19 protein-coding genes and 1 tRNA gene are annotated in these 26,587 nt (G+C 71.4%); 6 read left to right on the top strand and 14 right to left on the bottom strand.

The genetic code is table 11. The features are described 5' to 3' along the window. Positions 1-269: 269 nt before the first annotated feature. The 9 genes from AC1DE0_RS16670 to AC1DE0_RS16630 form a co-directional block, all read right to left on the bottom strand. On the bottom strand, positions 270-1,007 hold the full coding sequence (locus AC1DE0_RS16670; protein WP_478102610.1) for a hypothetical protein: 738 nt from the start codon (positions 1,005-1,007) through the stop codon (positions 270-272). 672 nt (positions 1,008-1,679) lie between these two features. Beyond that, positions 1,680-1,756 (bottom strand) — tRNA-Thr (locus AC1DE0_RS16665). 104 nt (positions 1,757-1,860) lie between these two features. Further along, complete coding sequence (locus tag AC1DE0_RS16660) at positions 1,861-3,486, bottom strand: alpha/beta hydrolase (protein ID WP_478102606.1); 1,626 nt, start codon at positions 3,484-3,486, stop codon at positions 1,861-1,863. 35 nt (positions 3,487-3,521) lie between these two features. After that, positions 3,522-5,381, bottom strand: a complete 1,860-nt coding sequence (locus tag AC1DE0_RS16655) for an alpha/beta hydrolase (RefSeq protein ID WP_478102604.1) — start codon at positions 5,379-5,381, stop codon at positions 3,522-3,524. Positions 5,382-5,404: 23 nt separating this feature from the next. Continuing rightward, positions 5,405-6,961 (bottom strand): alpha/beta hydrolase, encoded by a 1,557-nt coding sequence (locus tag AC1DE0_RS16650; protein ID WP_478102602.1) that lies wholly within the window; start codon positions 6,959-6,961, stop codon positions 5,405-5,407. A gap of 152 nt (positions 6,962-7,113) precedes the next feature. Then, positions 7,114-8,274: a DNA polymerase III subunit delta' gene (locus AC1DE0_RS16645; protein ID WP_478102600.1), complete on the bottom strand. Its 1,161-nt coding sequence runs from the start codon at positions 8,272-8,274 to the stop codon at positions 7,114-7,116. Further along, a complete protein-coding gene (gene tmk / locus AC1DE0_RS16640; RefSeq protein WP_478102598.1) occupies positions 8,271-8,930 on the bottom strand; it encodes a dTMP kinase in 660 nt (219 codons plus the stop codon). The genes AC1DE0_RS16645 and tmk overlap by 4 nt, the downstream gene beginning before the upstream one ends. Positions 8,931-8,978: 48 nt before the next feature. After that, entirely contained in the window at positions 8,979-10,013 is a 1,035-nt protein-coding gene (locus AC1DE0_RS16635) for an aspartate-semialdehyde dehydrogenase (RefSeq protein ID WP_478102596.1), read from the bottom strand. 119 nt (positions 10,014-10,132) lie between these two features. Continuing rightward, the gene (locus AC1DE0_RS16630) at positions 10,133-10,921 is read right to left on the bottom strand and encodes a MerR family transcriptional regulator (RefSeq protein WP_478102593.1); all 789 of its coding nucleotides are present in this window, start codon (positions 10,919-10,921) and stop codon (positions 10,133-10,135) included. A gap of 200 nt (positions 10,922-11,121) precedes the next feature. Here AC1DE0_RS16630 and AC1DE0_RS16625 point away from each other — a divergent pair, with 200 nt between their 5' ends. Together AC1DE0_RS16625 and ddaH are read left to right on the top strand one after the other, a co-directional pair. Then, a complete protein-coding gene (locus AC1DE0_RS16625) occupies positions 11,122-12,090 on the top strand; it encodes a LysR family transcriptional regulator (protein WP_478102591.1) in 969 nt (322 codons plus the stop codon). A 41-nt stretch (positions 12,091-12,131) separates the two neighbouring features. Continuing rightward, positions 12,132-12,902: a dimethylargininase gene (gene ddaH / locus AC1DE0_RS16620; RefSeq protein WP_478102589.1), complete on the top strand. Its 771-nt coding sequence runs from the start codon at positions 12,132-12,134 to the stop codon at positions 12,900-12,902. 150 nt (positions 12,903-13,052) lie between these two features. Here ddaH and AC1DE0_RS16615 read toward each other — a convergent pair whose 3' ends face one another. Beyond that, positions 13,053-13,538 carry a MarR family winged helix-turn-helix transcriptional regulator gene (locus AC1DE0_RS16615; protein ID WP_478102587.1) on the bottom strand — a complete coding sequence of 162 codons (486 nt, stop codon included), beginning with the start codon at positions 13,536-13,538 and terminating at the stop codon, positions 13,053-13,055. Positions 13,539-13,698: 160 nt separating this feature from the next. On the opposite strand from AC1DE0_RS16615, the gene AC1DE0_RS16610 reads away from it, so the two are divergent. Beyond that, positions 13,699-15,792: an MMPL family transporter gene (locus AC1DE0_RS16610; protein WP_478102585.1), complete on the top strand. Its 2,094-nt coding sequence runs from the start codon at positions 13,699-13,701 to the stop codon at positions 15,790-15,792. 67 nt (positions 15,793-15,859) lie between these two features. On the opposite strand, the gene AC1DE0_RS16605 is transcribed toward AC1DE0_RS16610, so the two are convergent. Next, positions 15,860-17,653: an MFS transporter gene (locus AC1DE0_RS16605; RefSeq protein ID WP_478102583.1), complete on the bottom strand. Its 1,794-nt coding sequence runs from the start codon at positions 17,651-17,653 to the stop codon at positions 15,860-15,862. Positions 17,654-17,752: 99 nt separating this feature from the next. On the opposite strand from AC1DE0_RS16605, the gene AC1DE0_RS16600 reads away from it, so the two are divergent. Next, positions 17,753-18,508, top strand: a complete 756-nt coding sequence (locus tag AC1DE0_RS16600; protein ID WP_478102581.1) for a TetR/AcrR family transcriptional regulator — start codon at positions 17,753-17,755, stop codon at positions 18,506-18,508. A gap of 10 nt (positions 18,509-18,518) precedes the next feature. On the opposite strand, the gene AC1DE0_RS16595 is transcribed toward AC1DE0_RS16600, so the two are convergent. Continuing rightward, on the bottom strand, positions 18,519-20,618 hold the full coding sequence (locus AC1DE0_RS16595; RefSeq protein ID WP_478102579.1) for a multicopper oxidase family protein: 2,100 nt from the start codon (positions 20,616-20,618) through the stop codon (positions 18,519-18,521). A 421-nt stretch (positions 20,619-21,039) separates the two neighbouring features. Next, a complete protein-coding gene (locus AC1DE0_RS16590) occupies positions 21,040-22,443 on the bottom strand; it encodes a serine hydrolase domain-containing protein (RefSeq protein ID WP_478102577.1) in 1,404 nt (467 codons plus the stop codon). Positions 22,444-22,607: 164 nt separating this feature from the next. Between AC1DE0_RS16590 and AC1DE0_RS16585 the strand changes: the two genes are divergently transcribed. Further along, complete coding sequence (locus AC1DE0_RS16585) at positions 22,608-24,830, top strand: NADP-dependent isocitrate dehydrogenase (RefSeq protein ID WP_478102575.1); 2,223 nt, start codon at positions 22,608-22,610, stop codon at positions 24,828-24,830. A 137-nt stretch (positions 24,831-24,967) separates the two neighbouring features. After that, complete coding sequence (locus AC1DE0_RS16580) at positions 24,968-25,882, top strand: DUF2199 domain-containing protein (RefSeq protein ID WP_478102573.1); 915 nt, start codon at positions 24,968-24,970, stop codon at positions 25,880-25,882. Positions 25,883-26,068: 186 nt separating this feature from the next. Here AC1DE0_RS16580 and AC1DE0_RS16575 read toward each other — a convergent pair. Further along, on the bottom strand, positions 26,069-26,587 hold a 519-nt coding region (locus AC1DE0_RS16575; protein ID WP_478102571.1), incomplete at its 5' end, for a FadR/GntR family transcriptional regulator.

Below are 26,587 nucleotides of genomic sequence, written 5' to 3'. Positions count from 1 at the left end.
ACCGCGGCGGCGCGTGGGGACGGCGCGCCGTGCCAGCGAACTCCGGGAGCACTCGAGCACCGGGCGACGGAGTAGGGCATGGAGAAACCGTACAAGCGAGTGTCGGTGCACGGCTCACACTGGGCTTTCTCGCTCGCGATACAGGAGGCAGCACTCGGGCTAGGCTGTAGATGCGGCCAGCGCAGGAGGTCGCGGGGATCGCGTCAGGTCTGCTGCCAGACCCTTCCGCACTCGCGGTTGTGACGCCCCCGGGCCTCCTGCGCTGGCCCTCAGATGCCCCTTGGCTTCGGCCACCATGGGTAGGCGCCGAGCGTCGAGCTCATCACCATGGGCTTGAAGCCGTAGTTGAGCGCGTCACCCTTCGGTCCTCGGCGGATCTGCGCTCGGATGTCGAGCAGGTGCCACGGCTCATAGCCGCCGTAACGATCGGCGGTCATGGCCACGTTCAGCATGCCGGCGTACTGGTCCGCGGCCTGAAGACCCAGCAGCGCGCCAGCGTCCTCGAACTTCAAGCTCGCGAGGAGGTCCCACCGTAGCCACGAGCAGTTGGACTGAGACCGCTTGCTGGCGAAGTAGGTCGCCGTTTCCTTGTGGTCGAAGCCGCGCACGTGGCCGAACCGGACGTTGACGTCACGTGGCCCCCCCGGCCAGTGCGTGGCTGTGAGCAGGATACGTTCCAGGGTCATGCCTGCCACGTAGTTGTAGAACTTCGCGTGATCCACGCGCAGCACAGCGGTCGCCGGGATGGAGCCCTTCTCGAAGACGACGTAGTTGACGACGAGGCCGGGGATCGTCTTCAGCAGGCATGTCACGTGCTGGCGCCGCTGGTACGTCTTGACGTGCTCCTGCCAGTGCAGCGGCTTGGTGGCCGGAACAGAAAGGTCGCGCCTGATTGTGCGGACGACGCTCCGCATGACTGCGTCATGCTCGTCCGGCACCACGATCGCGGCCATGGAGAAGAAGCGGGACGCCGTCGGCGACACGCCACGGTCTCCCGTCTCGTCCACGTAAGCCCGAAGGAGGCCCCTACTGACAGTCACCTGTGCAGTGTCTACGAAAGGTTGCCGCGACATGCCGAGGCCCCGACAGGCTTGTCTTACGAGCGCCGATGTGCCCGGCAGCAGACGTGATCCACTTCCGGTCGCCGATGGGACAGACTCACCACTCGAGATTCGTCTCGGGGCCATGGTCCCGTGGTGCCAGCGGGCGGGGTAATGGGAACGCGTTCGAGGACGTGGCGGCTCAAACCTGCCCGTCGTGCGCTTGCGCTCCCAGCGGTCCAGCATGGGCAGCGCATGATCGCCGTAGCCGATGGACCTCATGGCCATCTTGCCCTGCTCGATCGTCAGCCTTCAGCCATGCAGTCGTCCAGGACGCTCGTCATCATCGCATCGGTCTGTGAGTTCCGCGCCCAACCGTTGTTCCCCAAGAAGTCGACGAAGTCGAGGAGCTCACCCTGCTCCTGCGCCGTACCGGGAGGCCACTGACGCTCGAGCTGCTGCGGTTACTGATGCGTCTGACGGGGACCGCCTGAAGCGAGGTAGATGGTCACTTAGATGGTCACCCAGTCATGCGCCGCTGAGCAGAGGCTTGCACCGAGTCGGGGATACCTACCGAACAGGCGCGGTAACAGGCGCCTGACCAGCAGAAACGCCCCCGGCAGAAGCCGGGGGCGTTGCTGGAGCCGCTTATCGGAATCGAACCGATGACCTATTCATTACGAGTGAATCGCTCTGGCCGACTGAGCTAAAGCGGCTGGTCGTGTGGCCACGGCGAGGCGCGACCGGACACGGAGGTTGAGTATACGCACGACCCCTTCCGGAGAAAAATCGCGGTCCGTGGGCGACTTTCGGGCCCCGTTCAGGACTTGCAGACGAAGTCGTTCTCGGGCGCAAGGTGCTGTGCCAGGTAGTCGTCGACGATGCCGTCGGCACAGTCGTTGCCCTTGCCGTACGCGCCGTGGCCGTCGGCCTCGACGGTCACGAGCCGCGAGCGCGCGATCTCGCCGGCGAGGGACTCGGTGTCCTCGATCGGTGTCGTGAGGTCGCCGTCGTTGCCGATGACGAGCACGGGGGTGGCCACTTTCGCACCGACGAGCAGCGTCTCGCGCATCGTCCCCTTCCACCCGGTGCAGGGGTCGGGGCTGGCCGGCTGCACGCGGGCCCAGAGCGGGTGGTTGGCGAGGACGTCCGCGCTCGGCACGACGGAGTCCCACGGCGAGGTCGGCCAGTCCGAGCACGTGACGAGCAGGTGGGTGCGGCCGAACGTCGTCGTCGGGTAGGTGCCGTCCTCGTCGCGCTCGACCATCCCCATCGCGAACCGCGCGAGCATCTCGCCGTCGTGCTCGTTGACGGCGAGGTCGAGCGCCTCGACGAGGTCCGACCACGACTCGGGGTCGCGCAGGCCCTCGTCGATGGCCGTGCGCGCCCACCCCTCCGTGAGAGCGGGCAGCGTGTCGACACCGGTGGGCAGCGGCTTGCCGTCGAGCTGGTCGAGGAAGCCGACGAGCGACTTGAAGACGGCCTCGGTGTCAGTGCCGAGCGGGCAGTCCGCTCCGCATTTCGTGGCGAAGTCGTCGACGACGTCGTCGAAGTCGTCCGCCCAGCCGCGGGCCGCCGCGTCGACCTCCTCGCGGCTCGGCGCCTCCTCGGCGAGCGCGTCGGGCAGGACGGCCGAGTCGAGCACCATGTGGCCGACGCGGGAGGTGAAGAAGTCGGCGTAGACGGCGCCGATCATCGTGCCGTAGCTGACGCCGTAGTAGTTGAGCCGTTCGTCGCCGACCGCCGATCGGAGGATGTCGAGGTCTCGGGCGACTGACTCGGTGCCCATGTGGGCGGCCAGCGCCCCACCTCGCGCCAGGCAGCGCCGGTTGCGCTCGGCGGGCGCCGTGCGGGCCGCCTTCTTCTCGGCGGCCGTGTCGGGCGTGGGGTCTGCGGCATACATCGCGTCGAGCTCGGCGTCGGTGAGGCAGTCGACGGGGTCGGACTCCCCCATCCCACGGGGGTCGAAGCCGATGACGTCGTAGCGCTCGCGCACGACGTCACCGAACACGTACGGGGCCTCGTCGGCGAAGTCGATGCCCGACCCGCCAGGTCCGCCGGGATTGATGAACAGCGAGCCGGTGCGCTGGGCCGGCAGCGACGCCGGGAGGCGACGCAGGGCGATCGTCGTCGTCGCTCCGGCAGGCTTCGCGTAGTCGACGGGCACCTTCACGGTGCCGCAGTCGTAGAGGTCGTCGTCGGGGCACTCGGTCCACGCCACGGTCCGGCCGTAGAAGGCGGAGAGCTCGGCCGGCTCGGGATCGAGCGGCCCGGTGAAGGTGATCGGCGTCGCCTTCGGGCCGTGCTGGGCAGGCCGGTCGTCCTCTGGCCGCGCCGAAACCGCCTGCGGGGCAGGGCTGCCCGTCGACGAGGCCGACGGGGCCGGGAGGGCCACCTCGCCCGGCCAGTGGGCAGGAGCGACGGCGAGCAGGAGGAGGCCCGCCACGACGGCGAGAGAGATGACAGGCGCGAGCAGCCGGCTCAGCAGGTCGTGCCGGACGTCGGCGCCGTTCCCCTGAGCAGGTACCCATCCACGGCGGAGTCCACGCACGAGTTGCCAGCGTAGTAGGTGCCGTGTCCGTCGTGGTCGGAAGTGAGAAGAACGCCCGATGCGAGGTCCTTTGCGAGCTGCTTCGTGCCGCCGATGGGTGTCGCGGGGTCGCGTTCGTTGCCGATCACGAGGATGGGTGCGGCCCCGACGGCGAGGGTCGTCCCCTTCGGGGCGCGGCCGGTGGTGGGCCAGGTGCGGCAGTTGTCGTAGAGCTCGCCCGTCATCCGGGCCCAGAGCGGATGGTCCTTCTTGGCCTTCGCCTGGTCGGCGGCCAGCGACGGGTCGGTCGTCGACCGGGGCCAGTCGGCGCAGCGCACCGGGATCATCGCCTGCAGGTACGTGGTGGGCGCGTAGGCACCCGAGGCGCTGCGCTCGACGACCGACATGCCCTTGGCGAGCAGGATGTCGCCCTTGCCGGAGAAGGCCTGGGCCAGGCCCCGGTTGAGGGTCGGCCACGAGGTGTCGGAGTAGAGGCACATGAAGATCGAGAAGCCCACCCAGCCCTCGCCGATCGTGGTCAGCCCCGGCTTGCTCGTCGACAGGCCGTTCTTCTCCACGGCGTCGAGCAGGTCGACGATCTTCTGACGTGCGCTCGCCTTGTCGCTGCCCAGGGCGCAGTCGGGTCGGGCGACGCACCAGTCGATGAAGGCGTCGATCGAGGACTCGAAGCCCTGGATGTCGTAGGTCATCTCCTGCTGCTCGGTCTGGTTCGGCGACATCGCCGAGTCGAGCACCATGCGGCCGACCTTCTTGGGGAACGCGTCGGCGTACATCGCACCGAGGAACGTGCCGTAGGAGCCGCCGAAGAAGTTGAGGCGCTCGTCACCGAGCAGGACACGCATGACGTCCATGTCCTTGGCCACCTCGCCCGTGCTCATGTGCAGGGCACGGTCGCCGCCCCGGGCAGCGCACCGCTTGGTGATGGCGTCGACGTCGGACAGCAGCTTGGAGCGCTCGGCTGCGGAGTCGGGCGTGGGGTCGTCGCTGAAGAGCAGGTCCATGTCGGAGTTGCCGAGGCAGCGCACCGGGCTCGAGGCACCGATGCCGCGCGGGTCGAAACCGACGATGTCGTATGCCGCCCGCACCTCTGGAGAGAAGACGAACGAGGCGTACTGGGCGTACTCCACCCCCGAGCCACCGGGGCCACCCGGGTTGATGACGAGGGACCCGATGCGCTTGGAGGGGTCGGTCGCCGGCGCCTTGCGCAGGGCCAGGGTGAACCTCGCACCGTTCGGGTCGGCGTAGTCGACGGGCACCTGCATGGTGCCGCACTCGTGCTTGGCGTTGTCGGAGCAGGGCGACCACGCCACCTGCTGGGTGTAGAAGTCGCGCAGGGCCGCCGGGTAGTCCGCGGTGACCGGGCCGCTCGGGGTCGCCGTGCGCGTCGGGGTGGGCGCCGGCTGGACCTGGGTCGGCGACGCGGCCGGTGGCGCCGGCTGGGCCACCACCGGAGGGCTGTTGAGGCGCCACGCTGCGAGCACGACGGCCGCGACGACGGCGACGATGGCGACCGCGGCGAGGACCGTGCGCAGCTGCGACCGGGCCGCGGGGCTGCCGTTCGGGCCCAGGCCCGGTGAGGCGTACCCGCTGCCGTGCCCCTGGTCCGGTCCGGCGGGTGGTCCCGCGGGCGGTGCGCCCCCACCCGGCGCGCCCGGTGCACCCGACGCCCCTGATGCACCCGACGCCCCTGATGCACCCGAGCCACCTGAGGCCGCCGAGTAGCTCGGCGGGAGGGCGGCATACCCCGTCGGGGCGTCCGGGAGGTCGTCGGGACGCGGGTTGTCACTCATGTTCGGTCACCAACATCCGTCGCTCAACATCGGAGTCCGTCCTTGGGCACGCGCCCCTGGACGTAGTAGGCGTCGATGGCGCTGTCGACGCACGTGTTGCTCCGACCATAAGCCGTGTGCCCGTCGCCGTCGAAGGACACGAGCACGGCGTTGTCGAGCTGGTCGCGCAGCCGGGCGGACCACTCGTAGATCGTGGCGGGGTCACGGGTGGTGCCGACGACGACGATGGGGTCGCTGCCGGGCGCCTTGACCTTGTGCGGGCCTCCGGCGGCCTTTGCCTTCCAGACCCCACAGGGAAGCGCGCCCCAGGCCAGGGTGGCGCCCCACGTCGGCGCCTTCGCCGAAAAGTCCTTCGCGTAGGTCTCGTACGCCGACAGGTCGGGGCTGTCGGGACGGTCGAGGCAGTTGACGGCGTAGATCGCTTCCATCATGTTGCCGTCGTAGCCCGCACCCGGCCTGCGGTCGGCGTACGCGTCGGCCAGCTGCATGAGGCTCTGGCCGCTGCCCGCCCTGGCTTGCTTGAGGGCCTCGGTGAGGATCCCCCAGGCGCCCTGGTCGTAGAGGGCGACAGCCACGCCGAGACGCGCCCACCCCTCTGTCAGCAGCGGGGCACTCGTGTCGCCCGTCGGCAGCGGCTGCCGGTCGATCTGCTGGAAGAGCTGGTCCAGGCCCTTGCGGGCGGTCTCCGCGGTCTCGCCGAGCGGGCAGCCCGACTCGGAGACGCAGTCCTCGAGGTAGGCCTGCGTCGCGATCTCGAAGCCCCGGGCCTGCCCCTCGCCGAGCTGTGCGCTCGTGAGGTCGGGCGGCACGACGCCGTCGAGGACGACCCGGCCGACGCGCTGCGGGAAGAGGTCGGCGTACGTCGAGCCGAGGAAGGTGCCGTAGGACTTGCCCAGGTAGTTCAGCTGGGGGTCGCCGACGGCTGCCCTGAGGATGTCCATGTCGCGTGCGGCGTCGGCGGTCGACAGGTGCTTGATGAGCTCGGGAGCGTTGGCCGCGCACCCGTCGGCCATCGCCTTGGCCTGCGTGAGCAGCGCCTGCTCCTCGGACGCGTCGTCGGGCGTCGGGTCGGTGGACAGGAAGCGGTCGAGAGCCTTGTCGCCGAGGCAGTCGATCGGGTCCGACCCCGCGACGCCGCGCGGGTCGAAGCCGATGAGGTCGTAGTAGCGGCGCACCTCGGGGCCGCCGATCGTCTGGGCGCCGCCCCGCACGTAGCTGACGCCCGATGCACCCGGGCCGCCCGGGTTGACGAGCAACGATCCGAGCCGTTTGTCCTGGTCGCGCGCCTTGACCCGCACGATCTTGAGGCTGAGGTCCTTGGCGGGGTCGGGGGCGGCGTGGTCGAGCGGAACGCGCAGGTTGGCGCACTCGAGACTGCCGCACGCCTGCCAGTCGAGGCGCTGTGAGTAGTAGGGGGCGAGGGCCGGCGTGGGGGCGGCCGTGGCCGCCGGGAGGCCGGACTTCGACGTCGACGCGACGGGCGGCTCGCCGGTCGTGCACGCCGCCGAGGCCAGGACGAGCGCCGTGACCGCCGCCAGGGCGGACAGGGCACGGGAGATGGCGGCAGGGCGCGTCGTCATGCCCGAAACGGTAACGCGTCAGGCTGGCCCCAGCCGCATCCGGGAAGCCGCACCAGCGCTTGCCGGGGACAGCCTCGATGGCGTATGCCGTCACGCTGGTTCGCGCGCACCGCGCAGCGTGCTCGGGGTGCCGCGCGCGGGACCCGCGTCGCTCAGACGCCGAGGTCGCGGGGGACGCGCAGCTGCAGGGCCATCGCCTCGAGGGCGAGCAGGGGCGGCACGTTGGCGTTGATGCGGTCACGGGCCTCGTTGATGGCGTCCATGGCGGCGAGCAGCTGCTCGGGCCCGAAGACGCCGGCGAGGGCGCGCACCTTGTCGATGGCGTCGGGGTTGACGAGATCGACGTCGGAGTGGAGCCGGAGCACGAGGGCATCTCTGTAGACGGACGTGAGGTCGACGAGGGCCCGGTCGACGACGTCGCGGCCGTAGCGGGTGGCCCGCATCTTCTGCTCCCGCTCGAGCGCCGTGACCTGCGAGCGGATGTGGGGCGGCTGGGTGCGGGCCGTCGGGTCGGCACCGAGCGTCTCCATCAGCCGGGCACGCTCGGCAGCATCGCGCTCGGCGCCGGAGGCCGTCGACTCCTCGTCGGCGATCTGGGCGAGGTCGGCGGCCGCGCCGATGGCGTCGCCGACGCCCTGGATCTTCGTCGCCATGGCGATGACGTCGCGGCGGCGGATGCGAGCCTGCTCGTCGCGGGCGAGGCGGCGGGCCAGGCCGACGTGCGACTGGGCGGCCCGGGCGGCATACAGGGCCATCGCGGGGTCGATGCCATCGCGCCGCTGGAGCAGGTCGGCGACCGCCTCGACGGGTGGGGTGCGCAGCCGTACGTGGCGCGAGCGCGAGCGGATCGTGACGATGACGTCCTCGAGGCTGGGCGCGCAGAGCATCCAGACGGTGCGGGGGGTCGGCTCCTCGAGCGCCTTGAGCAGGGCATCGGCCGGCGCGTCGGTGTAGGCGGTGAGGCGGTCGGCGTCCTCGATGATGATGATGCGCCAGCGACCGACCGAGGGCCGCAGCGCCGCCTCCTGCACGAGCGCGCGTGCCTCTGCGACCTTGATCGAGAGGCCCTCGGTCGCGACGACCTTGACGTCGGCGTGGCTGCCGTCGAGCGCGGTGCGGCACTCACGGCACTCGCCGCAGCCGCCCTGGGGGCACTGGAGCGCGGCTGCGAAGGCGCGCGCGGCCGTGGAGCGGCCCGAACCGGGCGGCCCCGTGAAGAGCCAGGCATGCGTCATCGCCGACTCGTCGCTGACGGCGCGCGAGAGCGTCTCGATGGTCGGCTCCTGGCCGACGAGGTCGGCCCAGACGGTCACGAGCGCACCGTCAGGACGCGGTCGATGCCGTCGAGCACGGCGGCCCGGAGGTGCTCGACGGGCTTGCTCGCGTCGAGGACGAGGTAGCGCTCGGGGTCCTGCGAGGCGAGCTCGAGGTAGCCCCGACGGACAGCGGCGTGGAAGGCGTCGGCCTCGGACTCGAGCCGGTCGTGGACGTCGCCGCGCCGCTCGCGCCCGACCTCGGGTGACACGTCGAGGACGATCGTCAGGTCGGGCAGCAGCCCACCGACGGCCCAGTGCTGCAGCGCCGTGATCTCGTCGGCACCGAGCTCGCGCCCGGCCCCCTGGTAGGTGATGGAGCTGTCGACGTAGCGGTCGGTGATGACGACCTTGCCCTCGGCCAGCGCCGGCTTGATGAGCTGGTCGACGTGGTGCGCCTTGTCGGCGGCGAAGAGCAGCGCCTCGGCCCGGGCCGCGACGTGGTCGCCGTGCAGCACGAGCTCGCGGATCTGCGCACCGAGCGGGGTGCCGCCTGGCTGCCGGGTGACGACGACCTCGCGACCCCGCTGCTCGAGCACCTCGGTGAGCAGGCGCACCTGCGTGGTCTTGCCCGCGCCGTCGCCGCCCTCGAAGCAGACGAAGAGCCCGGGGGCGGTGCCCGTTCGGTGGGTCGCGGCCGCGAGGTTCTCCGTCACGCCCCCGACCCTATGCCAGCACCCCGACACGACCGTGAGGACGACCCGTCAGCGGCGGGCGACGAGCTCCTCGGCGATCTGCACGGCGTTGAGGGCGGCACCCTTGCGCAGGTTGTCGCCGACGACGAAGAGCACGAGGCCCTTGCCCTCGGGAGCCGCCTGGTCGGCGCGCACGCGACCGACGAGCACCTCGTCGCGGCCCGCGGCCTCGAGCGGGTTGGGCACGTCGGTGACGATGACGCCCGGCGCGTTCTTCAGCAGGTCGAGCGCCTCTTCGGGGGTGATGTCGTCGGCGAACTCGGCGTGGATGGCGAGGCTGTGCCCGGTGAAGACCGGGACGCGCACGCACGTGCCCGAAACCCGCAGGTCGGGGGCGTGCAGGATCTTGCGCGACTCGTTGCGCAGCTTCTGCTCCTCGTCGGTCTCGAGCGAGCCGTCGTCGACGATCGACCCCGCGAGGGGCACGACGTTGAAAGCGACCGGCACGGCATACACGGTGGGGTCGGGCACGGCGACCGCGCGCCCGTCGAGGGCGAGCCCGGCGGGGTCACCGGCGGCGTACGTGCCGCGCAGCTGGCCGTCGAGCTCCTGCACGCCCTTGCCGCCCGAGCCGCTGACGGCCTGGTAGCTGGAGACGTGGAGGCGCACGAGGCCGGCCTTCTCGTGGAGCGGCTTGAGGACCGGCATGGCGGCCATCGTTGTGCAGTTCGGGTTGGCGACGATGCCCTTGGGGATCGTGTCGAGGTCGCCCGCGTTGACCTCGGAGACGACGAGCGGCACCTCGGGGTCCTTGCGCCACGCGCTCGAGTTGTCGATGACGGTCGCGCCGGCGGCGGCGACCTTGGGGGCGAGCTCCTTGGACGCGGCGCCGCCGTTGCTGAAGAGGGCGATGTCGATGCCCGAGAAGTCGGCTGTCGCGGAGTCCTCGACGACGACGTCCTCACCCTTGAACGGGAGCGTCGTGCCGGCCGAGCGGGCGGACGCGAAGAACCGCACCTGCGTGACCGGGAAGTCGCGCTCCTCGAGAAGGGCGCGCATGACGCCGCCGACCTGACCCGTTGCACCGAAGACACCTACTCGCATGTCCCAAGGTTACGGCGAGGGAGGTCGGCCTCCCCCGCCGCGTTCACCCCTCGGTCTCGTTCCCCCGATTCGATGTGTTCCGCGATCGCCGGGGATCGCGGAACACATCGACCGGGTGGTCAGCCGGACGTCTCGTGGCGGTCGGCGTTCGCGTGGATCGCGTCGCGGACGTATGCCGCCAGGCCGGGTGCGATGTCCTCGTACGTCTTCGTGAAGCGCGGGTCGGCGACGTACATGTCGGCGAGCGCGCGGTGGAAGGTGTGGTCGAGGTCGTAGAAGCGGTCGTGGATGTGCAGGCGGTGCTGCTCGGCCGCGTCCATCGCCGCCTCGCTCGTCGCCGGCTGCCCTGACTGCAGGGCCGACACGAGCGCCGTGTTGACGGCCTCCATCTCGGCTTTGACCTCGGCCCAGTCGGCCTTCGTGTAGCGCTTGGTGCGGGCCGCCGACTGCTTCCAGGCGTCGGTGTCGCCCCAGCGCTCCTGCGCCTCCTGCTCGTACTCGTCCGTGAAGCCGTCGCCGAAGAGCTCCTTCAGCTCCTCGGGCGTGGCGGGTTGGTCACTCATCTCTCTCTCCAGTGCTCGGTCGATGGCCGTGACGAGCGCGCGCAGCTCGTCCAGCCGGGACATGACCGTCGCGCGTTGACGGCGCAGGTGGTCGGCAGCGTCCTCTCCGCCGTCGAGCAGGGTCGCGATCTCCTCCAGCGGCAGCTCGAGCCGCCGGTAGACCACGACCTGCTGCAGGCGGGTGAGGTCTGCGTCGGTGTAGAGCCGGTAGCCCGCCCGCGAGCGCTCGCTCGGGGTGAGCAGGCCGATCTCGTCGTAGTGGTGCAGCGTGCGCACCGTCACGCCGAAGAGGTCGGCTACCTGCCCCACCGTCCAGGTGGTCATCTCCTGCGTCCTTCCGGTCATGACACCGAGCGTGGCCCCTCACGTCGCGTGAGGGTCAAACCCCATTCAAGACGAGACCACCCCGATGACGAGGGCGTATGCCGTGTCGTCGGGTGACGGCATACGCCCCGGTCCGGTGCGTGGCTGCGGACGGCGTCGGGACGTGACGTACCTCGCCTTCCCCGCTGCGGCCCGGGGACGGTCCGCCTACTCTCGGAACCGTGGAGCTCGAGGTTCGCCACCTGCGCGTCATCGCGGTGGTCGCGCAGCAGGGCAGCATGCCTGCGGCCGCGGCCGCCCTCGGTGTTTCCGCGGCGACCCTGGGCTCCGAGGTGAGCCGGATCGAGCGGGCACTCGGCTGCTCACTGTTCCGCACGAGCGGCGACACCGTCTCGTGCACGACGGTCGGCGAACGGGTCGCGGCGCGCGCCCGGGCCGTGGTCAACGAGGTGAGCCTGCTGCGCGAGGACGTCCGCAGCCACCAGTCGGGCGAGGGCCCGCTGCGCATCTCCTCCGACTCCTTGCGCTACTTCACCTCGTTCATGAGCCACGCCTACGCGACCGACATGCGGAGGCCGCTGTTGCCCGTGCCACCGCTCACCGGCACGACGACCACCGAGGCCATCAGCGACGGCCGGATCGACGTCGCGGTCGTCATCGCGCTGGCGGCCGCGAGGACGCAGGACCACCCCGAGATGGGCGAGCGGGTCATCGTCGAGCGCGAGCCGCTTCTCGTTGCCCTGTCGGCGACCCATCCGCTCGCCGCCCAGCGCTGCGTCGACATCAGGGACCTCGCCGGCGAGGACTGGATCCTGCCTCCCGTGGAGATCGACCCGGGCTCCGAGGCGACGAGCTCGGTCCTCGCCGGGCTCGGCGTCGTGCTCCGGTCGTCGTACGGTCCGCACGACCTCGGGCCGCTGTGGCCGGCGGTGGTGACCGGGCGCGCGGTGTCGTTCGCGGTGCCGACCGCCTCGGCCCCTCCCGGCGGGGTGCTCCGGCCGCTGTGCGACCAGCCGATCATCGCGCGGCGAGTGCTGCGCTGGCGGCTGGGGTCGATCGGCGAGGACGACGTCGAGCGATGCGCGCGGGCCGCGGGTTCGGCCTACCGCGAGCAGCTGACCCACACCGCGCAGACCCAGGGGTGGTGGCCCACGGCCCGGTCCGACGAGAAGCCGACGCTCGCCTCCTGACCGCCCGAGGCGGCGCGCCCGCACACCCATAGGGTGAGCGCGTGCACCGTCGCCTCGCGCTCGTCCGCCGACCCTCCCCGCGACTGGCGGACGGGATCGTGACGCACCTGGAGCGCACGCCGATGGTCGACGCCGACCTGGCCGTGCGCCAGTGGCAGGAGTACGTCGACGTGCTTCGGCGCCGGGGGTGGGCAGTGGTCGAGGCGCCGCCGCTCGACGAGTGTCCCGACGGCGTCTTCATCGAGGACCAGGTCGTCGTCCACGGCGACGTGGCCGTGCTCTGCCGGTCGGGGGCGCCCGAGCGGCGGGGCGAGCAGGTCGGGGTGCGCCAGGCCGTCGAGTCCCACGGCTACCGCACGGTCCAGATCGAGGGGCCGGGCACCCTCGACGGAGGAGACGTGCTCAAGCACGGTCACCACGTCTGGGTTGGTGTGGGCGGACGCACGAACCTCGCCGGCATCGAGCAGCTGACCCGGGCGCTCGATGGTCACCGGGTCGACGTCGTGCCGGTGCCCGTCTCGAAGGTGCTGCACCTCAAGTCGGCGGTGACGGCCCTGCCCGACGGCACGGTCATCGGCCACCTCCCCCTCGTCGACGACCCGACGGCGTGGCCGCAGTTCCTTCCCGTGCCCGAGGAGCCCGGCGCGCACGTCGTGCTGCTCGGCGGCCCGTCGGTGCTCCTGTCGGCGGCCGCCCCGCGCACGGCCCAGCTGCTCGCCGCCCGCGGCCTCGACGTGACGATGGTCGACATCTCCGAGTTCGAGAAGCTCGAGGGCTGCGTCACCTGCCTGTCGGTGCGCCTGCGCGGCTGACGGCATACGCTCTCGGGTCGGGCTCGTCCTGCGTGAGATCGGGCGGCTGGTGTTGCCCTGTCGCAGCAGCTGCGCGACCTGAGGCGCGATCTCGCGCGCTACCGGGGCGACCTGCGGCCGACGCCGTTGGATGCATCGGGACTCGCGGGGTCAGGACATCAGGTTGCGCATCGCCGCCGTGGCGCCGCGCAGGTAGCGCTCGACGACGTCGCGGTCGCGGTCGTCGAGGGAGGCGTCGAGCTCGGCGAGCGCCTCGAACATCGGACGCATGAAGGCCAGCACCTCGGTGCGCCCGCTGTCGGTGATGACGACCTCGGTGCGCCGGCCGTCGCCCGGGTGGGACCGCCGCTCGGCATGGCCCCGTGAGACGAGCCGGTCGACGACGCCCGACGACGCGGCCGACGTGACGCCGAGCAGGCGCCCGATCTCGACGGGTCCGAGCGGGCCGCGCATCAGGTGCCGCAGCGAGTGCAGCTCGGAGGTCGACAGGCCGGCCTTGCGCGCGACGACGGCCGGCACCGCCTCGGACACCTCCACGAGCTCCTGCAGCGCGGCGAGGGTCGCGGTCGTGCGCCACTGGGGGACCCCAGGGACGAGTCCCACCTCGGGCAGGCCGGAGTCACCGATGGATCCCACGGCTCCCGCTCCCCGAGAGCCCGGAGAGCCCGGCGAGGCCGGCGAGGCCGGGTCACCGGGGGGCGCATCTGTCGCTACGCGACGCTTCGTGCTAATCTCACTCACCAACTTAGTAATCATCTGAGTAACCCAGTTACTCATCTTATCGCGGAGGTCTGTTGTGCGGGGTCTGACCGACACCATCGTCCGACGGTGGTGGGCCGTAGCCATCGTCATTCTCGCGCTCGCCGGCGCCATGGGCGTCACGAGCGCCCTCGGCGAGGCGACGCGCACGGCCACGTCCGCCGACCAGCTGCCCGTCGGCTCCGACAGCGCCAAGGCGACAGAGCTGCGCGACCGGCTCCCCCAGGCGAAGGGCTCCACCGCCGTCGTGCTCTTCACGCGTGAGGGCGGCACGCTGAGCGCGGCCGACCTGGCCGCCGTCGAGTCACGGGCGCGCGAGCTGCCCGGTGGCGGCCGCATCCCGCTGCAGCGCAGCGACGACCGCAGCGCCGCGCTCGCCGTCGTGCCCGTCGCCGCCGAGAGCGCCACAGACACCTCGAAGGCCGTCGCGGAGATCCGGGCGACGGCGAAGAAGGACCTTCCCGAGGGCGTCACGGCCCAGGTCACCGGACCCGCCGCCGTCCAGGCCGACCTCGCCAAGGTCTTCGACGGGGCGAACACGCGCCTGCTCCTTGCCACGGCCTCCGTCGTGGCCCTGCTGCTCGTGATCACCTACCGGAGCCCGGTGCTGTGGCTCGTGCCGCTCATCGTGGTCGGCGTCGCAGACCGCCTCGCCGCCGTCGTCGCGACGCACGTCCTCTCGGCGTTCGGCCTCGTCTGGGACGAGTCGACGATCGGCATCCTGTCGGTGCTCGTCTTCGGCGTGGGCACCGACTACGCCCTGCTCCTCATCTCCCGCTACCGCGACGAGCTGCGCCGCCACGAGGACCGGCGTGAGGCCATGTCGCTCGCCCTGCGGCGCACGGCCGAGGCGGTGCTCTCGAGCGCGGTCACCGTGGTCGTCGGGCTGCTCACGCTCGCGCTGTCGCTCTTCCCCGCCACGCGCGGGCTTGGCGTCGCCTGTGCCGTCGGGGTCGTCGTCGCCGCAGCGTTCGTGCTGCTCGTCCTGCCCGCCGCGCTCGTGTGCTTCGGCCGGTGGGTCTTCTGGCCCAAGGTCCCCCACGTCGGCGAGGACGCCCTGGCCGACGGGCACTCCTTGTGGCGCCGGGTCGGCGACCGCGTGGCGGCGCGCCCGCAGCGCGTCATCGCCGTGACGCTCGTGCTGCTCGCCGCCATGGCCGCCGGCCTGTTCGCCGTCGACACCGGGCTCAAGCCGTCCGACCAGTTCCTCCAGAAGCCCGAGGCCATCGCGGCAGGCGAGCGTCTCGCCGAGTCGTTCCCGGCGGGCAGCGCCGACCCGGCAGTCGTGGTGACGACGGGCGACGCCGAGCGCGTCCGCGCGGCGGCCGCCGGCGTCGACGGAGTCGCGAGCGCCAGGGTCGTCAACACCGGCGACGGGGTCACCGAGGTGGACGCCGTCATCAGCGCTGCGCCCGGCACCGACGAGGCGACCCAGGCGGTGCGGACCCTCCGGGCGGCCGTCGCCCCGATCGCGCAGACCCACGTCGGCGGCACCGAGGCCGTCGCCCTCGACCAGGCAGAGGCGTCGTCGCGCGACCGGTTCGTCATCTTCCCGCTGGTGCTCGCCCTCGTGCTGCTCGCGCTGGGACTGCTGCTGCGCTCGGTCGTCGCACCCATCGTGCTCGTGACCACGGTCGTCGCGACCTACCTCGCGAGTGTCGGCGCATCGTGGTGGATCTTCACCAAGGTCTTCGGGTTCTCGGCGCTCGACGACAGCGCGCCACTCTTCGCCTTCGTCTTCCTCGTGGCCCTCGGCGTCGACTACAACATCTTCCTCGTCACCCGCGCCCGCGAGGAGGCGCGCGACCACGGGGCACGGGCCGGCATGCTGCGCGGCCTGGCCGCGACCGGAGGCGTCATCACGAGTGCCGGCATCCTGCTGGCCGCGGTCTTCGCCGTGCTCGGGGTGCTGCCCCTCGTCGTGCTCGCCCAGATCGGCGTCATCATCTGCATCGGCGTCCTGCTCGACACCCTCGTCGTGCGCACCCTGCTCGTCCCGGCGATCGGGCTCGTCCTCGGCGACCGCTTCTGGTGGCCCCGACGCTCGCACCCCACGACCGCCGACCGGGGGCCGCACGTCGTCGCCTCGGCGCCCGCCGGCGCGCCGCGAGACCGGGCCTCGGTCGACTGAGCGGAACACCGAGCCAACCCTGCACAAACTCTTGACAAACGTCTTGACACGACCTTCAATCGCTGTGTCAGGACTCGCTCGGAAGATCATCAGAAGCCCCATCACGACCCGCATCACGACCCCTCGGGCGGACAACCACACGGAGACCCACTGACCCCCCAGGTGGGCCTCCGGGTCTCGGCCGACTCCCTCCCGACCTGCCGAGGCCGACGGGGCCGCGCGCCGGACTCCCTTCCGACGCGCGGCCCCTTGCCGCGTCACGCGCCGGGCAGCCCTCACTGTCGGCCGGCACCTGCTCCGGCAGCGAGGCAGCTGCGGGCCGCTGCCGACGCGGCAGGGCCGTGAGTGCCACGACGGCGCCGATGAGCAGGACCGCCGCCGCGACGAGGTCGGCCACGTGCATCCCGTCGACGTATGCCGTGCGCGCCGCCCCCAGGAGGGCGCGGCCCTGGCCGTCACCCAGGCTCCCGGCGACCACGACGGCCTCACCGAGGGTCTGCGTCACCGAGTCACGCACCTGCCCTGAGAGCCCGGACACTCCCGTCAGCCCTGGCGCGCCCGAACCCAGCAGCAGCGCGTCGAGGCGTGCCGCGTAGACCGCCCCGAGGATGCTGCCCAGCACCGCCATCCCGAGCGCCCCGCCGAGCTCGCCGGCCGTCTCGACCAGGGCAGAGACGGAGCCCGCGCGATCCGCCGGCGCCACGCCGAGGGCGTACTCGGTGACGAGCGTGGCCACCGAGACGAGACCCATGGCCACGAGCGTCGCGGCCAGCAGCGCGACCCAGATCGAGGCATCGACCCCCGCCAGCTGCATGGCGACGAATCCCGTTGCAGCCAGGACGAACCCGGCCGCCATGACGATCGGCCGACCAACCCGGGCCGACACCGCAGCCGCCGTCGGCGCGGCCGCGCCGACAGCAACGGACGGCAGCAGGCTCCACAGGGCGGCGGCGAGCGGGCTGTAGCCCAGCACCGACTGGAGGTACTGGGTGATGAGCACCGCGTTGCCCATCACCCCGAACATCCCGATCACCTGCACCGCGAGCGACCCACCGAAGCCCGGCCGACGGAAGAGGCGGGGGTCGACCATGGGTGACTTCGTGCGCGACTGGCGACGCACGAAGGCCACGGAGGCGCCGACCCCGACGACGGCATACGGGAGCAGTGACACCGACCACCCGTCGGCGGCCAGCGACTTGAGCACGTGGACGACAGGGAGGATCGAGAGCAGTGAGAGCAGCGAGCTGGGCACGTCGACCCGGCTCGAAGCGGAGCGTGACTCGGGGAGCAGGAACGGCGCCACGACGAGCAGGGCCGCCATCACCGGCACGTTGACGAGGAAGACCGAGCCCCACCAGAAGTGCTCGAGGAGCACTCCCGAGATGACGGGCCCGACGCCCACACCACCGGCCATGACGCCCGACCAGACGGCCACCGCCCGGGCCCGTTCGCGCTCGTCGGCGAACAGGTCGCGCACGATGGCGAGCGTGCTCGGCATGAGCGTCGCGCCGCCGACGCCGAGCAGCGCCCTCGCGGCGATCAGCCAGGCCGGGCTCGGCGCGTAGGCGGCGAGGAAGGACGCTGCGCCGAAGGCGAGCGCGCCGAGCAGCAGCAGGCGCCGGCGCCCGATCCGGTCGGCCAGCCCGCCCATGGTCAGCAGCAGCCCCGCGAGCACGAAGCCGTAGACGTCGAACATCCACAGCAGCTGGGTCGACGTCGGCGACAGCGCCTCGGCGATGTGCGGAACGGCGATGAAGAGGACGGAGACGTCCATCGAGACGATGAGCAACGGCAGGCAGAGGACCGCGAGGGCGGTCCACTCCCGCCGTCCGGCCGCGCGTGCGCTCGGGGTGGTCGACATCGGAGGCTCCTAACTGCGTACAGCGCATAATGTTTATGAGGTAGGCGGAAACGTACGCCGGATCTGCGTACGGCGCAAGCAGTTGGCTAGGATGCCGACATGACCGAGCTGCCGCGCTACCTCCAGCTGCTCTGGAAACGTGAGTCCGAGGGGCGGCGCGGTCCCCGGCCGGGGCGCACCATCGAGGAGATCGGGGCAGCCGGCGTCGCCATCGCCGACGCCGACGGCCTCGAGGCCGTGTCGATGAAGAGCGTCGCCGCGGCCGTGGGGTTCACGACCATGTCGCTCTACCGCTACGTCGACAGCAAGGACGAGCTGTATGCCGTCATGGTCGACATCGCCTACGGCCCCCCACCCCCCGGCTACGTCACCAACGAGGGCTGGCGAGACCGACTCACGTCCTGGGCGCGCGAGATCAGCTCCCGCCGACTGGCCCACCCCTGGACGACGATGGCGCCGCAGACGTCACCGCCCTTGACCCCCAACATGATCGGCTGGATGGAGTCGGGACTCGAAGCCCTCGAAGACACGCCCCTGACCAGCCAGCAGCGCCTTTCGGCCATGCTCGCCGTCGACGGCTGGGGCCTCAACCACGTGCGGCAGTCAGTCCAGATGGGGCTCGCCGGCGCCGGTCTGGTCGAGGGCGGCCCCGACGGCCCGCAGGGCGACTACCTGCAGGTGATCGGCAGCCTCGTCGACCCCGCCGCCTTCCCGCGCCTCGCCGCCGCCGCGCCGGAGGCGCTCGACGACGATGACGACGACTTCTTCGACGAGGAGTTCACCCGCGGGCTCGGCCTGCTGCTCGACGGCATCGAAGCGCTCATCGCGCGCAACACCTCGACGCAGCAGGCCTAGCGCCGCTCGGTCACCCGGGCTGGCCCGGCTGGGCCGGCCCGATGCGGAAGGGCCGCATCATCTCGTTGTCCTCGTGCTCGAGGATGTGACAGTGCCAGACGTACTGGCCGGGCCGCTCGAAGTGGGCCCGCAGGCGCGTCACCTGGCCTGGGTAGGCCGTCACCGTGTCCTTGACCCCCGACTCCCAGGCCTCCGGAGGCGTGGCCGCTCCGACGACCTGCATGGGCTGGACGACCTCCTCACCGGACAGGAGCAGCGGCTGCCGTTCCACCACCTCGAACGCCACCTGGTGGAGGTGGATCGGGTGCGCGTCGGCCGTGGTGTTGTGGATCTCCCACACCTCCGTGTCGCCCACGCCCGGGTTCTCGGTGACCGGGTGCATCCACTCGTGCTCCATCGCCATGCCGTCGTGGACCACTCCGAGAGCACCCTCGATCGGGCCCTCGACCTGGGCGCCCGCCGCGTCCGAACCGACGTCGGCGAGCTCGACGAGGGCCACCTTGCGGGCCCGACGCTCGGCCGGCAGAGCAGCCACGGTGGGCAGCTGGAGGAACCTTCCCGGAGTGGAGGGGTCGACGCTCGTGGCCGGGCCCACCCGGAACTCCATGACCTGCCCGGTGGTCTGGAGGTCGGCGACGTCGAAGTCACCCGGCTCGTCGGGCAGGTTCGGCTCGCCGCCACCGAAGGGCTCGTCCGGGCCGACGTTGCGCAGGACATACCTCCCGGCCGGCACCGCCGTGAAGTCGACGACGACGTCGGCGCGCTCGGCCAGGGCCATCAGGAGCCGGTTCGAGTGGTTCGCCGTGAGGTCGACCGGAAGGGCCAGCAGGCCACCCTCGTTGCCGATCATCGTCACCTTGACGCCCGGGATCTTCTGGAAGTCGAGGATCAGGAAGCGTGACTGGCAGCCGTTGAGGAACCGGAACCGGTAGCGGCGCTTCTCGACGTCCAGGTAGGGCCAGGTGCGGCCGTTGACCATGAGCGCGTTGCCGAAGAACTCCGGGTTCCAGAAGGGCGAGAAGGTGCCGCGCGGGATGTACTGGCGCACGACCCCGTCGAAGAACTCGCGCGAGTCCGGGTAGAAGAGCGACCCGTCGGCGTTGAACGCCCGGTCCTGGATGACGATCGGGATCTCGTAGTACGCCTTGCTCGACGGGAAGCCGTCGTTCTTGCTGGGGGCCGGGCCGGGCAGCACGGCCGCCGCGCCCGTGCGGCTGTCACGCACCGCGGCGTCGCCGTCGGGGCCTCCGCGGATGATGTAGAAGCCCGCACCGCCGGCATACACGTTGACCCTCGTCATCCCGAGGCTGTGGTCGTGGAACCACTTCGTCGATGCCCGGTCGGGGTTGGGGTACTGGTAGACGGAGAACCCCGGACCCCAGGTGGCGCCGTAGCCCGCCTTCGCCTTGCCGGCGAAGAAGTCGAACCAGGTGCCTCGCGCGGCATACCCCGTGGGGAGGTTCGTCGCGGCGGGCAGGAACCACGCCTCCGGGTAGCCGTCGCTCTCGTCGCCGACCCCGACGGCGCCGTGCAGGTGCACCACCATCGGCACCGGGCCGGTGTAGGGACCGGGCGTCCTCTTGAAGAGGGGGCGCGAGTCCCGGCCCGTCGTGCCGCCCGGCGGGTTCGCCCAGTGCAACGTCGGGTCCACGGTGAAGAGGTGCGGCAGGTAGCGGCCGCGGCCGTCGACGAGCTCGTTGACCCACTTCACGCGGACCGGCCGGCCGTGCTCGGCCTCGATGGTCGGGCACGGCGCGTGGTGCAGGAGCACCCCCTGCTTGCTGTCGGACGACAGCGCTCCGTATCCCCACACCGTGGTGGCGGGAAGGCTCGGCGGCAGGATCTGCTGCGTGAACTGGCGCTGCGAGATCTCGTAGTAGTCGACGGGCGGCCCGGCCGCCTGCCTGATCGTCCCGGCCCGCGCCATCACGGGCGGGATGAAGAGCGGGGTGACGAACTTCGGGATGGTGGCCGGGTCCAGGGTCCCCCCGGGCACCTGGGCCACGGCCACCCGCTCGCCTCCCGGAAGGTAGGTATACAGGGCGAACCCAATCCCGACTCCCCCGACTGCCTTGACGAACGTGCGCCTCGACATGCCTGCCTTTGCCACGCTGCGATCTCCCATCGCGACCACTCCCCGCACTCAGCCACCCCGCCCCGGTGTCCCCCGGGGTGAACCAGTGGATCCCTCCAGAGTGGGGTCGATCGGTCCTCGGCGCTGGACTTTCCTGTGCTTCGCCTATGGGCTGACATTCTCGAAAACCCTTGCGCCCCAGTGCGTCCGGATTCGTCCGCACGTGACTTCGCTCACCACGTCGGGCGTCGGTCAGAAGTCAGTCACGGCGTCGTCAGTCGTCTGTCATCCGGCTGTCATCAACCCGTCATCTGCGCCCATTCGTCGCCGAGGTGGGCCCACGTGCTGTCGTCGATCCACGTGCCGCCCTTGCCCAGCGACGTGGCGACGCCCGTCGACTCGAGCCGCATCCCGACGCGCCGCGGGCACGCCGGCGTCGACAGGTCGGGACGGGGTACTACCGCCAGCCGGCCTCGTCGACGCCGCCGGGCACGTCGCCGGCGGGGTCGTAGGGGGTCCGGGTGAACCGGAACGAGGCGAGGTCGAGGTGCGACGGCGTGCCGTCCGTGCCCCGGACCACACGCAACGGCTCCCCTGTGTAGTAGCCGTCGAGGCCGACCCACTCGTCGTCGCCCGTCGCGGCGAACCTCGAGCCACGCCCCTGCCCCGGCTCGCCGAGGACGAGGTGCTCACCGACCGCCCTCGCGACCGAGACGGACGGCCCCCAGTGCCACGTGCCGACGAGCTCGAGCACACTGACGTCGCCGGAAGCGTGCCAGGGCTCGGGAGTGAGCGGTTCACGCTCGATGAGGGCGGCGAGCAGGTCGGGACCGATGGCCCCCATGCCGGCCGTCGAGTTGGCCATGACGACGACCCCGTCACCGGACTCGACGGCGACGCGCAGACCCGCGAGGAAGCCGGGCATCGAACCGCCGTGGCCGGCATACCGGGTGCCCTCGAGGTTCCAGACCTGCCAGCCGAGCCCGTGGGCGACGGTCCACGCCAGACCGGGGTTGTCGCCCACGGTGTGCGGCTCGTACATCTCCTCGAGGGTGTCCTTCGCGAGCACGTCGCCGGTGTCACCGCCGGCCAAGGCCGCCCAGCGTGAGAGGTCCTGCACGGTGGTCCACAGCTGGCCGGCCGGGGCCATCGCGCCGGCGTCGTGCTCCGGCTCGGGCAGCAGCACGTCGGCGAAGGGGTGCACGGCGAGGCCCTGCGCGGCCTTGCCCGTCGGCCGGGTCGTCGTGCGGCCCATCCCGAGCGGTGCGAGCAGGTCGCGACGGACCACCTCGAACCATCCCGCACCGTGGGCCCGGGCGACCAGCTCGCCGAGCGCCGCGAACCCGACATTCGTGTAGTGGAACCGTCGGCCGGCCCGGAACCGTTGCGTCACAGGCGATTCCGCCAGGTCGTCCCAGCCACCGCCGGGCGTGCGTTCCCACCACGGCCCGTTCGTCTCGGCCTGGATGCCACCACCGTGCGAGAGCAGCTGGGCGATCGTCGCGCCCCCGAGCTGCGAGCCGGGCACGTGGTCGTCGAGGTGGTCCATCAGGTCGAGCCGGCCCTCGTCGCGCAGGCGCATCACCGCGACCGCCACGAAGGTCTTGGTGATCGACCCCATGCGGTACTGCGTGTCGGCGTCGGCGGCCTCACCGCCCTCGCGTCCGTCGAGGGTGCCGACCGCGTCGGACCACACGAGGCCGCCGCCGCGCACCAGTCCGGCCGCGACGGAAGGCAGCCGGCTCCCCCGCTGCTCGGTGGCAAGCAGGTGGTGCAGGTGGCGGGTCGTCGACGGGTCGAGGGCCGTCGGGGGGACGTGTGCAGAGGCGGTGTCGACGGCGCTGTCGGGGCTGGTGCTCACCCGCTCCACCCTAGGCCGGGCTCTCTGGCGTGGCGCAGACCACCCCGGCAGGATGGGACGGCAGCCCCACGGCCGCGACCGATCCGTTATCTTGACATCAAGATTTATTTTTAGGATCCGCCTCCCGGATCCGGCACGACCGCAACCCGAACGGAGCACCCGCGTTGGACTCGACAATCATCTACACGCACACGGACGAGGCACCCGCCCTGGCCACGGCCTCGCTGCTGCCGATCGTCTCGGCCTTCGCCAAGCAGGCCGGCGTCGAGGTCGAGACGCGCGACATCTCGCTCTCGGCTCGCATCATCGCCGGCTTCCCCGACGCCCTGAAGCCCGAGCAGCGCATCGGCGACGCCCTGGCCGAGCTCGGTCAGCTCGCGAAGACGCCCGAGGCCAACATCATCAAGCTGCCCAACATCTCGGCATCGATCCCGCAGCTCAAGGCCGCGATCGCCGAGCTGCAGGCCGCGGGCTACGACCTGCCCGACTACCCCGACAACCCCAGCACCGACGACGAGAGGGCGGCGCGGGCGGCATACGACAAGGTCAAGGGTTCTGCCGTGAACCCCGTTCTGCGCGAAGGCAACTCCGACCGTCGCGCACCTGCCTCCGTCAAGAGCTACGCTCGCAAGCACCCGCACTCGATGGGCGCGTGGTCCGCAGACTCGAAGACCAACGTCGCCACGATGGGTGAGCACGACTTCCGGCACAACGAGAAGTCCGTCGTCATCGCCGCCGACGACACCCTTCGGGTCGAGCTGGTCGGTGCCGACGGCCAGTCGACCGTTCTCAAGGAGTCGATCCCGGTCCTCGCCGGCGAGGTCGTCGACGCCACCTTCATGGACGTCGCGAAGCTGCGCGACTTCCTCTCCGAGCAGGTCGCCCGCGCCAAGGCCGAGGACGTGCTGTTCTCGGTGCACCTCAAGGCGACGATGATGAAGGTCTCCGACCCGATCATCTTCGGCCACGTCGTGCGCGCCTTCTTCCCCGACGTCTTCCAGGCGTATGCCGCCGAGCTCGCCTCCGTCGGCGCCTCCCCCAACGACGGCCTCGGTGCCGTGCTCAAGGCGGTCGAGGGCCTGCCCGCCGACCAGCGCGCCGAGGTCGAGGCCGCCGTCAAGAGCGGCTTCGAGACCGGCCCCGCCATCGCGATGGTCGACTCCGACAAGGGCATCACCAACCTGCACGTGCCGAGCGACGTCATCGTCGACGCGTCGATGCCGGCCATGATCCGCACGTCGGGCCACATGTGGAACGCCGCCGGCGACGAGGCCGACACCCTCGCCGTCCTGCCCGACAGCTCGTACGCCGGCATCTACCAGGTGGTCCTCGACGACTGCCGCGCCAACGGCGCCTACGACCCGGCCACCATGGGCTCGGTGCCCAACGTCGGCCTCATGGCACAGGCCGCCGAGGAGTACGGCAGCCACGACAAGACCTTCGAGATCCCGTCCGACGGCACCGTGCGCATCGTCGACGGCTCGGGCAACGCGCTCATCGAGCACGCCGTCTCGGCCGGTGACATCTGGCGCGCCTGCCAGACCAAGGACGTGCCGATCCGCGACTGGGTCAAGCTCGCCGTCACCCGGGCCCGCGCCACCGGCTCCCCCGCCGTCTTCTGGCTCGACGCCGACCGCGCGCACGACGCGAACCTCATCGCGAAGGTCGAGCAGTACCTCAAGGAGCACGACACCGAGGGTCTCGACATCCAGATCCTCAAGCCGACCGACGCGATCGCCTTCTCGCTCGGGCGCATCCGCAAGGGCGAGGACACCATCTCGGTCACCGGCAACGTGCTGCGCGACTACCTCACCGACCTCTTCCCGATCCTCGAGCTCGGCACGTCGGCCAAGATGCTCTCGGTCGTCCCGCTCATCAACGGTGGCGGCCTCTTCGAGACCGGCGCCGGCGGCTCTGCCCCGAAGCACGTGCAGCAGCTCGTCAAGGAAAACTACCTGCGCTGGGACAGCCTGGGCGAGTTCCTCGCTCTCGCAGTCTCGTTCGAGCACCTCGCGGGCGTCACCGGCAACGAGCGCGCCAAGGTCCTGGGCGAGGCCCTCGACCGTGCCACCGGCACGCTGCTCGACGAGAACAAGGGCCCGGCCCGCAAGGTCGGCCAGATCGACAACCGCGGCAGCCACGTGTGGCTGGCCCTCTACTGGGCGCAGGAGCTCGCGAAGCAGGCCGACGACGCGGCGCTGGCCGAGACCTTCGCCCCGGTGGCCAAGACGCTCGCCGACAGGATCGACACGATCTCCCAGGAGCTCGTCGACGCCCAGGGCCACCCGGTCGACATCGGTGGCTACTACCGCCCCGACGCCGACAAGGTCGCCACGGTGATGCGTCCGTCGAAGACCTTCAACGAGGTCATCGACTCGCTCGCCTGACCCGCCTCACCTGCATCACCTGCTCGGCACAGTGCCCACTCGACTCACCAGTCGAGTGGGCACTGTGCTGGTGCTCCCCACTCGACCAGTGCCGTGGGGTGGGCACCCTGCGGACGCCGTCGTGTGAGACTTCCGTCATGAGCCTCGGTCTGGAGTTCACGACCCGCGACGACGAGCAGCAGTGCGCCGACTGCGGCGGGCTGCTCCTTGCCCACGCAGGCTCGGTCGACGGGCTGGCCGACGGGCTGGAGGCCCGCTTCCGGGCGTACGAGTACGACCACCACGACCCCGAGGTCATCGTCGAGGTGACCTTCGGCCGTACGCAGTCGGCGCAGTTCCACCACGACGAGACCTTCGCGGCGCGGTACGGCGCGGTCGAGGGGCTCGACGAGCCGGCCTGCAGCCTCGTGACGGCAGGCACCACGGAGGCGTCGTCCGACGACCTGGGGCTGCGGCTGACGCGGCCCGAGGCGCTCGAGCACCCACGGCTGTCACGGTTCTGGGAGGTCAACGACCTCGTCATCGAGCACCTCTTCCAGGGCCATGGCACTGGGTGCTCCTGCTGCGGTGGCGAGCTCGACGAGCACGACCGCCACCTGCGTTTCGGTCTGCCCGACGTCATCGCCGCGCTCCCCGAGGCCGAACGGACCTCTGGCGTCGGCCTCAGCGACCCCGACCCGGTGCGGGCCGACTTCCTCGAGTCGCCGGAACACGGCTGCTTCGTCCGCTCGCTGCTCAGGCTCCCGCTGTCGGGCGGCTACGCACTGACGCTCGGGGTGTGGGTCGAGGTGACGCCCGAGACGGCCCAACGCATCGGTCGGCTCTGGTCGAGCGACCTCTACTTCACCCTCCGCTTCGAGGGTCGGCTCGCCAACGAGCTTCCCGTCGTCGGCGCGCTCGGCTCTCCCGTGACGGCCGCGGCGCCGATCCCGGCCGACGGCATCCCCCACGTGAGGTCCTCGTCGGATCCGGCGCTGGAGCGCACCCTCCGATCCGAGCAGGACGCGGCGACGGTGTTCGCCGCGGCTGGGTTGGACCCGCCCCGGGACTGACCCTGGCGGCACCCGTGGTCGGCGGCGGACGGCATACCTGGTCTGAGGCTCTCGGCCGTCCGACAGTCCGCCACGAGGGCGCCGACGGAGTCGCATCGTGCATGGAGCCACTCGTTCGTGGCGGTCCGTCGGTCCGGCTGGCGGCTGCCTCTCCGGATTCCAGCGGCCGGGAAGAGCCTGCGGCGACTAGGCGTCCGGGTCGCGCAGGGCGTCGCTGGCCTCGGCGATGATCGCCTGCATCGCGGCGGCCGCAGCGGCACCGTCGCCGGACTGGACCGCCTCGGCCACGTCGCCGTGCAGTCGCACCGCGACCGGGTTCGGCGTGCTCGGCATCAGGTCGTGGTGCGTGCGGCCGGCGAGCACCTCACCGACGACGTCACCGAGCGCGGCGAGCATCTCGTTGCCCGAGGCCGCCAGCAGCGTCGCGTGGAAGAGCTGGTCGGCCCGCAGGTACGCCTCGAGGTCACTCGACTTGGCGTGCACCGCCATCTGCACCACCGCCCCGACCAGCACCCCGCACTGCTCCGGGCTCGCGTGCGCGGCCGCGAGCTCGGCCGCGACCGGCTCGATCCCGCGCCGCACGTCACCGAGCGAGAGCAGCTGCTGCTCGCGGCCCGGACCGTCCAGACGCCAGCGGATCACCCGCGGGTCGAACACGTTCCACGACGAGCTCGGCAGCACGCGGACGCCCACACGCTTGCGCGC

Source organism: Terrabacter sp. 05T424, assembly GCF_056396225.1.
The sequence above is the reverse complement of the archived record's forward strand: the minus strand, read 5'-3'. Positions and strand labels throughout refer to the sequence as shown.

Excerpts from the sequence above, each read along its gene's own strand:
- AC1DE0_RS16655 (WP_478102604.1), bottom strand. The coding sequence starts at position 5,381 with ATGAGTGACAACCCGCGTCCCGACGACCTCCCGGACGCCCCGACGGGG.
- AC1DE0_RS16650 (WP_478102602.1), bottom strand. The coding sequence starts at position 6,961 with ATGACGACGCGCCCTGCCGCCATCTCCCGTGCCCTGTCCGCCCTGGCG.
- AC1DE0_RS16635 (WP_478102596.1), bottom strand. The coding sequence starts at position 10,013 with ATGCGAGTAGGTGTCTTCGGTGCAACGGGTCAGGTCGGCGGCGTCATG.
- AC1DE0_RS16630 (WP_478102593.1), bottom strand. The coding sequence starts at position 10,921 with ATGACCGGAAGGACGCAGGAGATGACCACCTGGACGGTGGGGCAGGTA.
- AC1DE0_RS16605 (WP_478102583.1), bottom strand. The coding sequence starts at position 17,653 with ATGTCGACCACCCCGAGCGCACGCGCGGCCGGACGGCGGGAGTGGACC.
- AC1DE0_RS16600 (WP_478102581.1), top strand. The coding sequence starts at position 17,753 with ATGACCGAGCTGCCGCGCTACCTCCAGCTGCTCTGGAAACGTGAGTCC.
- AC1DE0_RS16580 (WP_478102573.1), top strand. The coding sequence starts at position 24,968 with ATGAGCCTCGGTCTGGAGTTCACGACCCGCGACGACGAGCAGCAGTGC.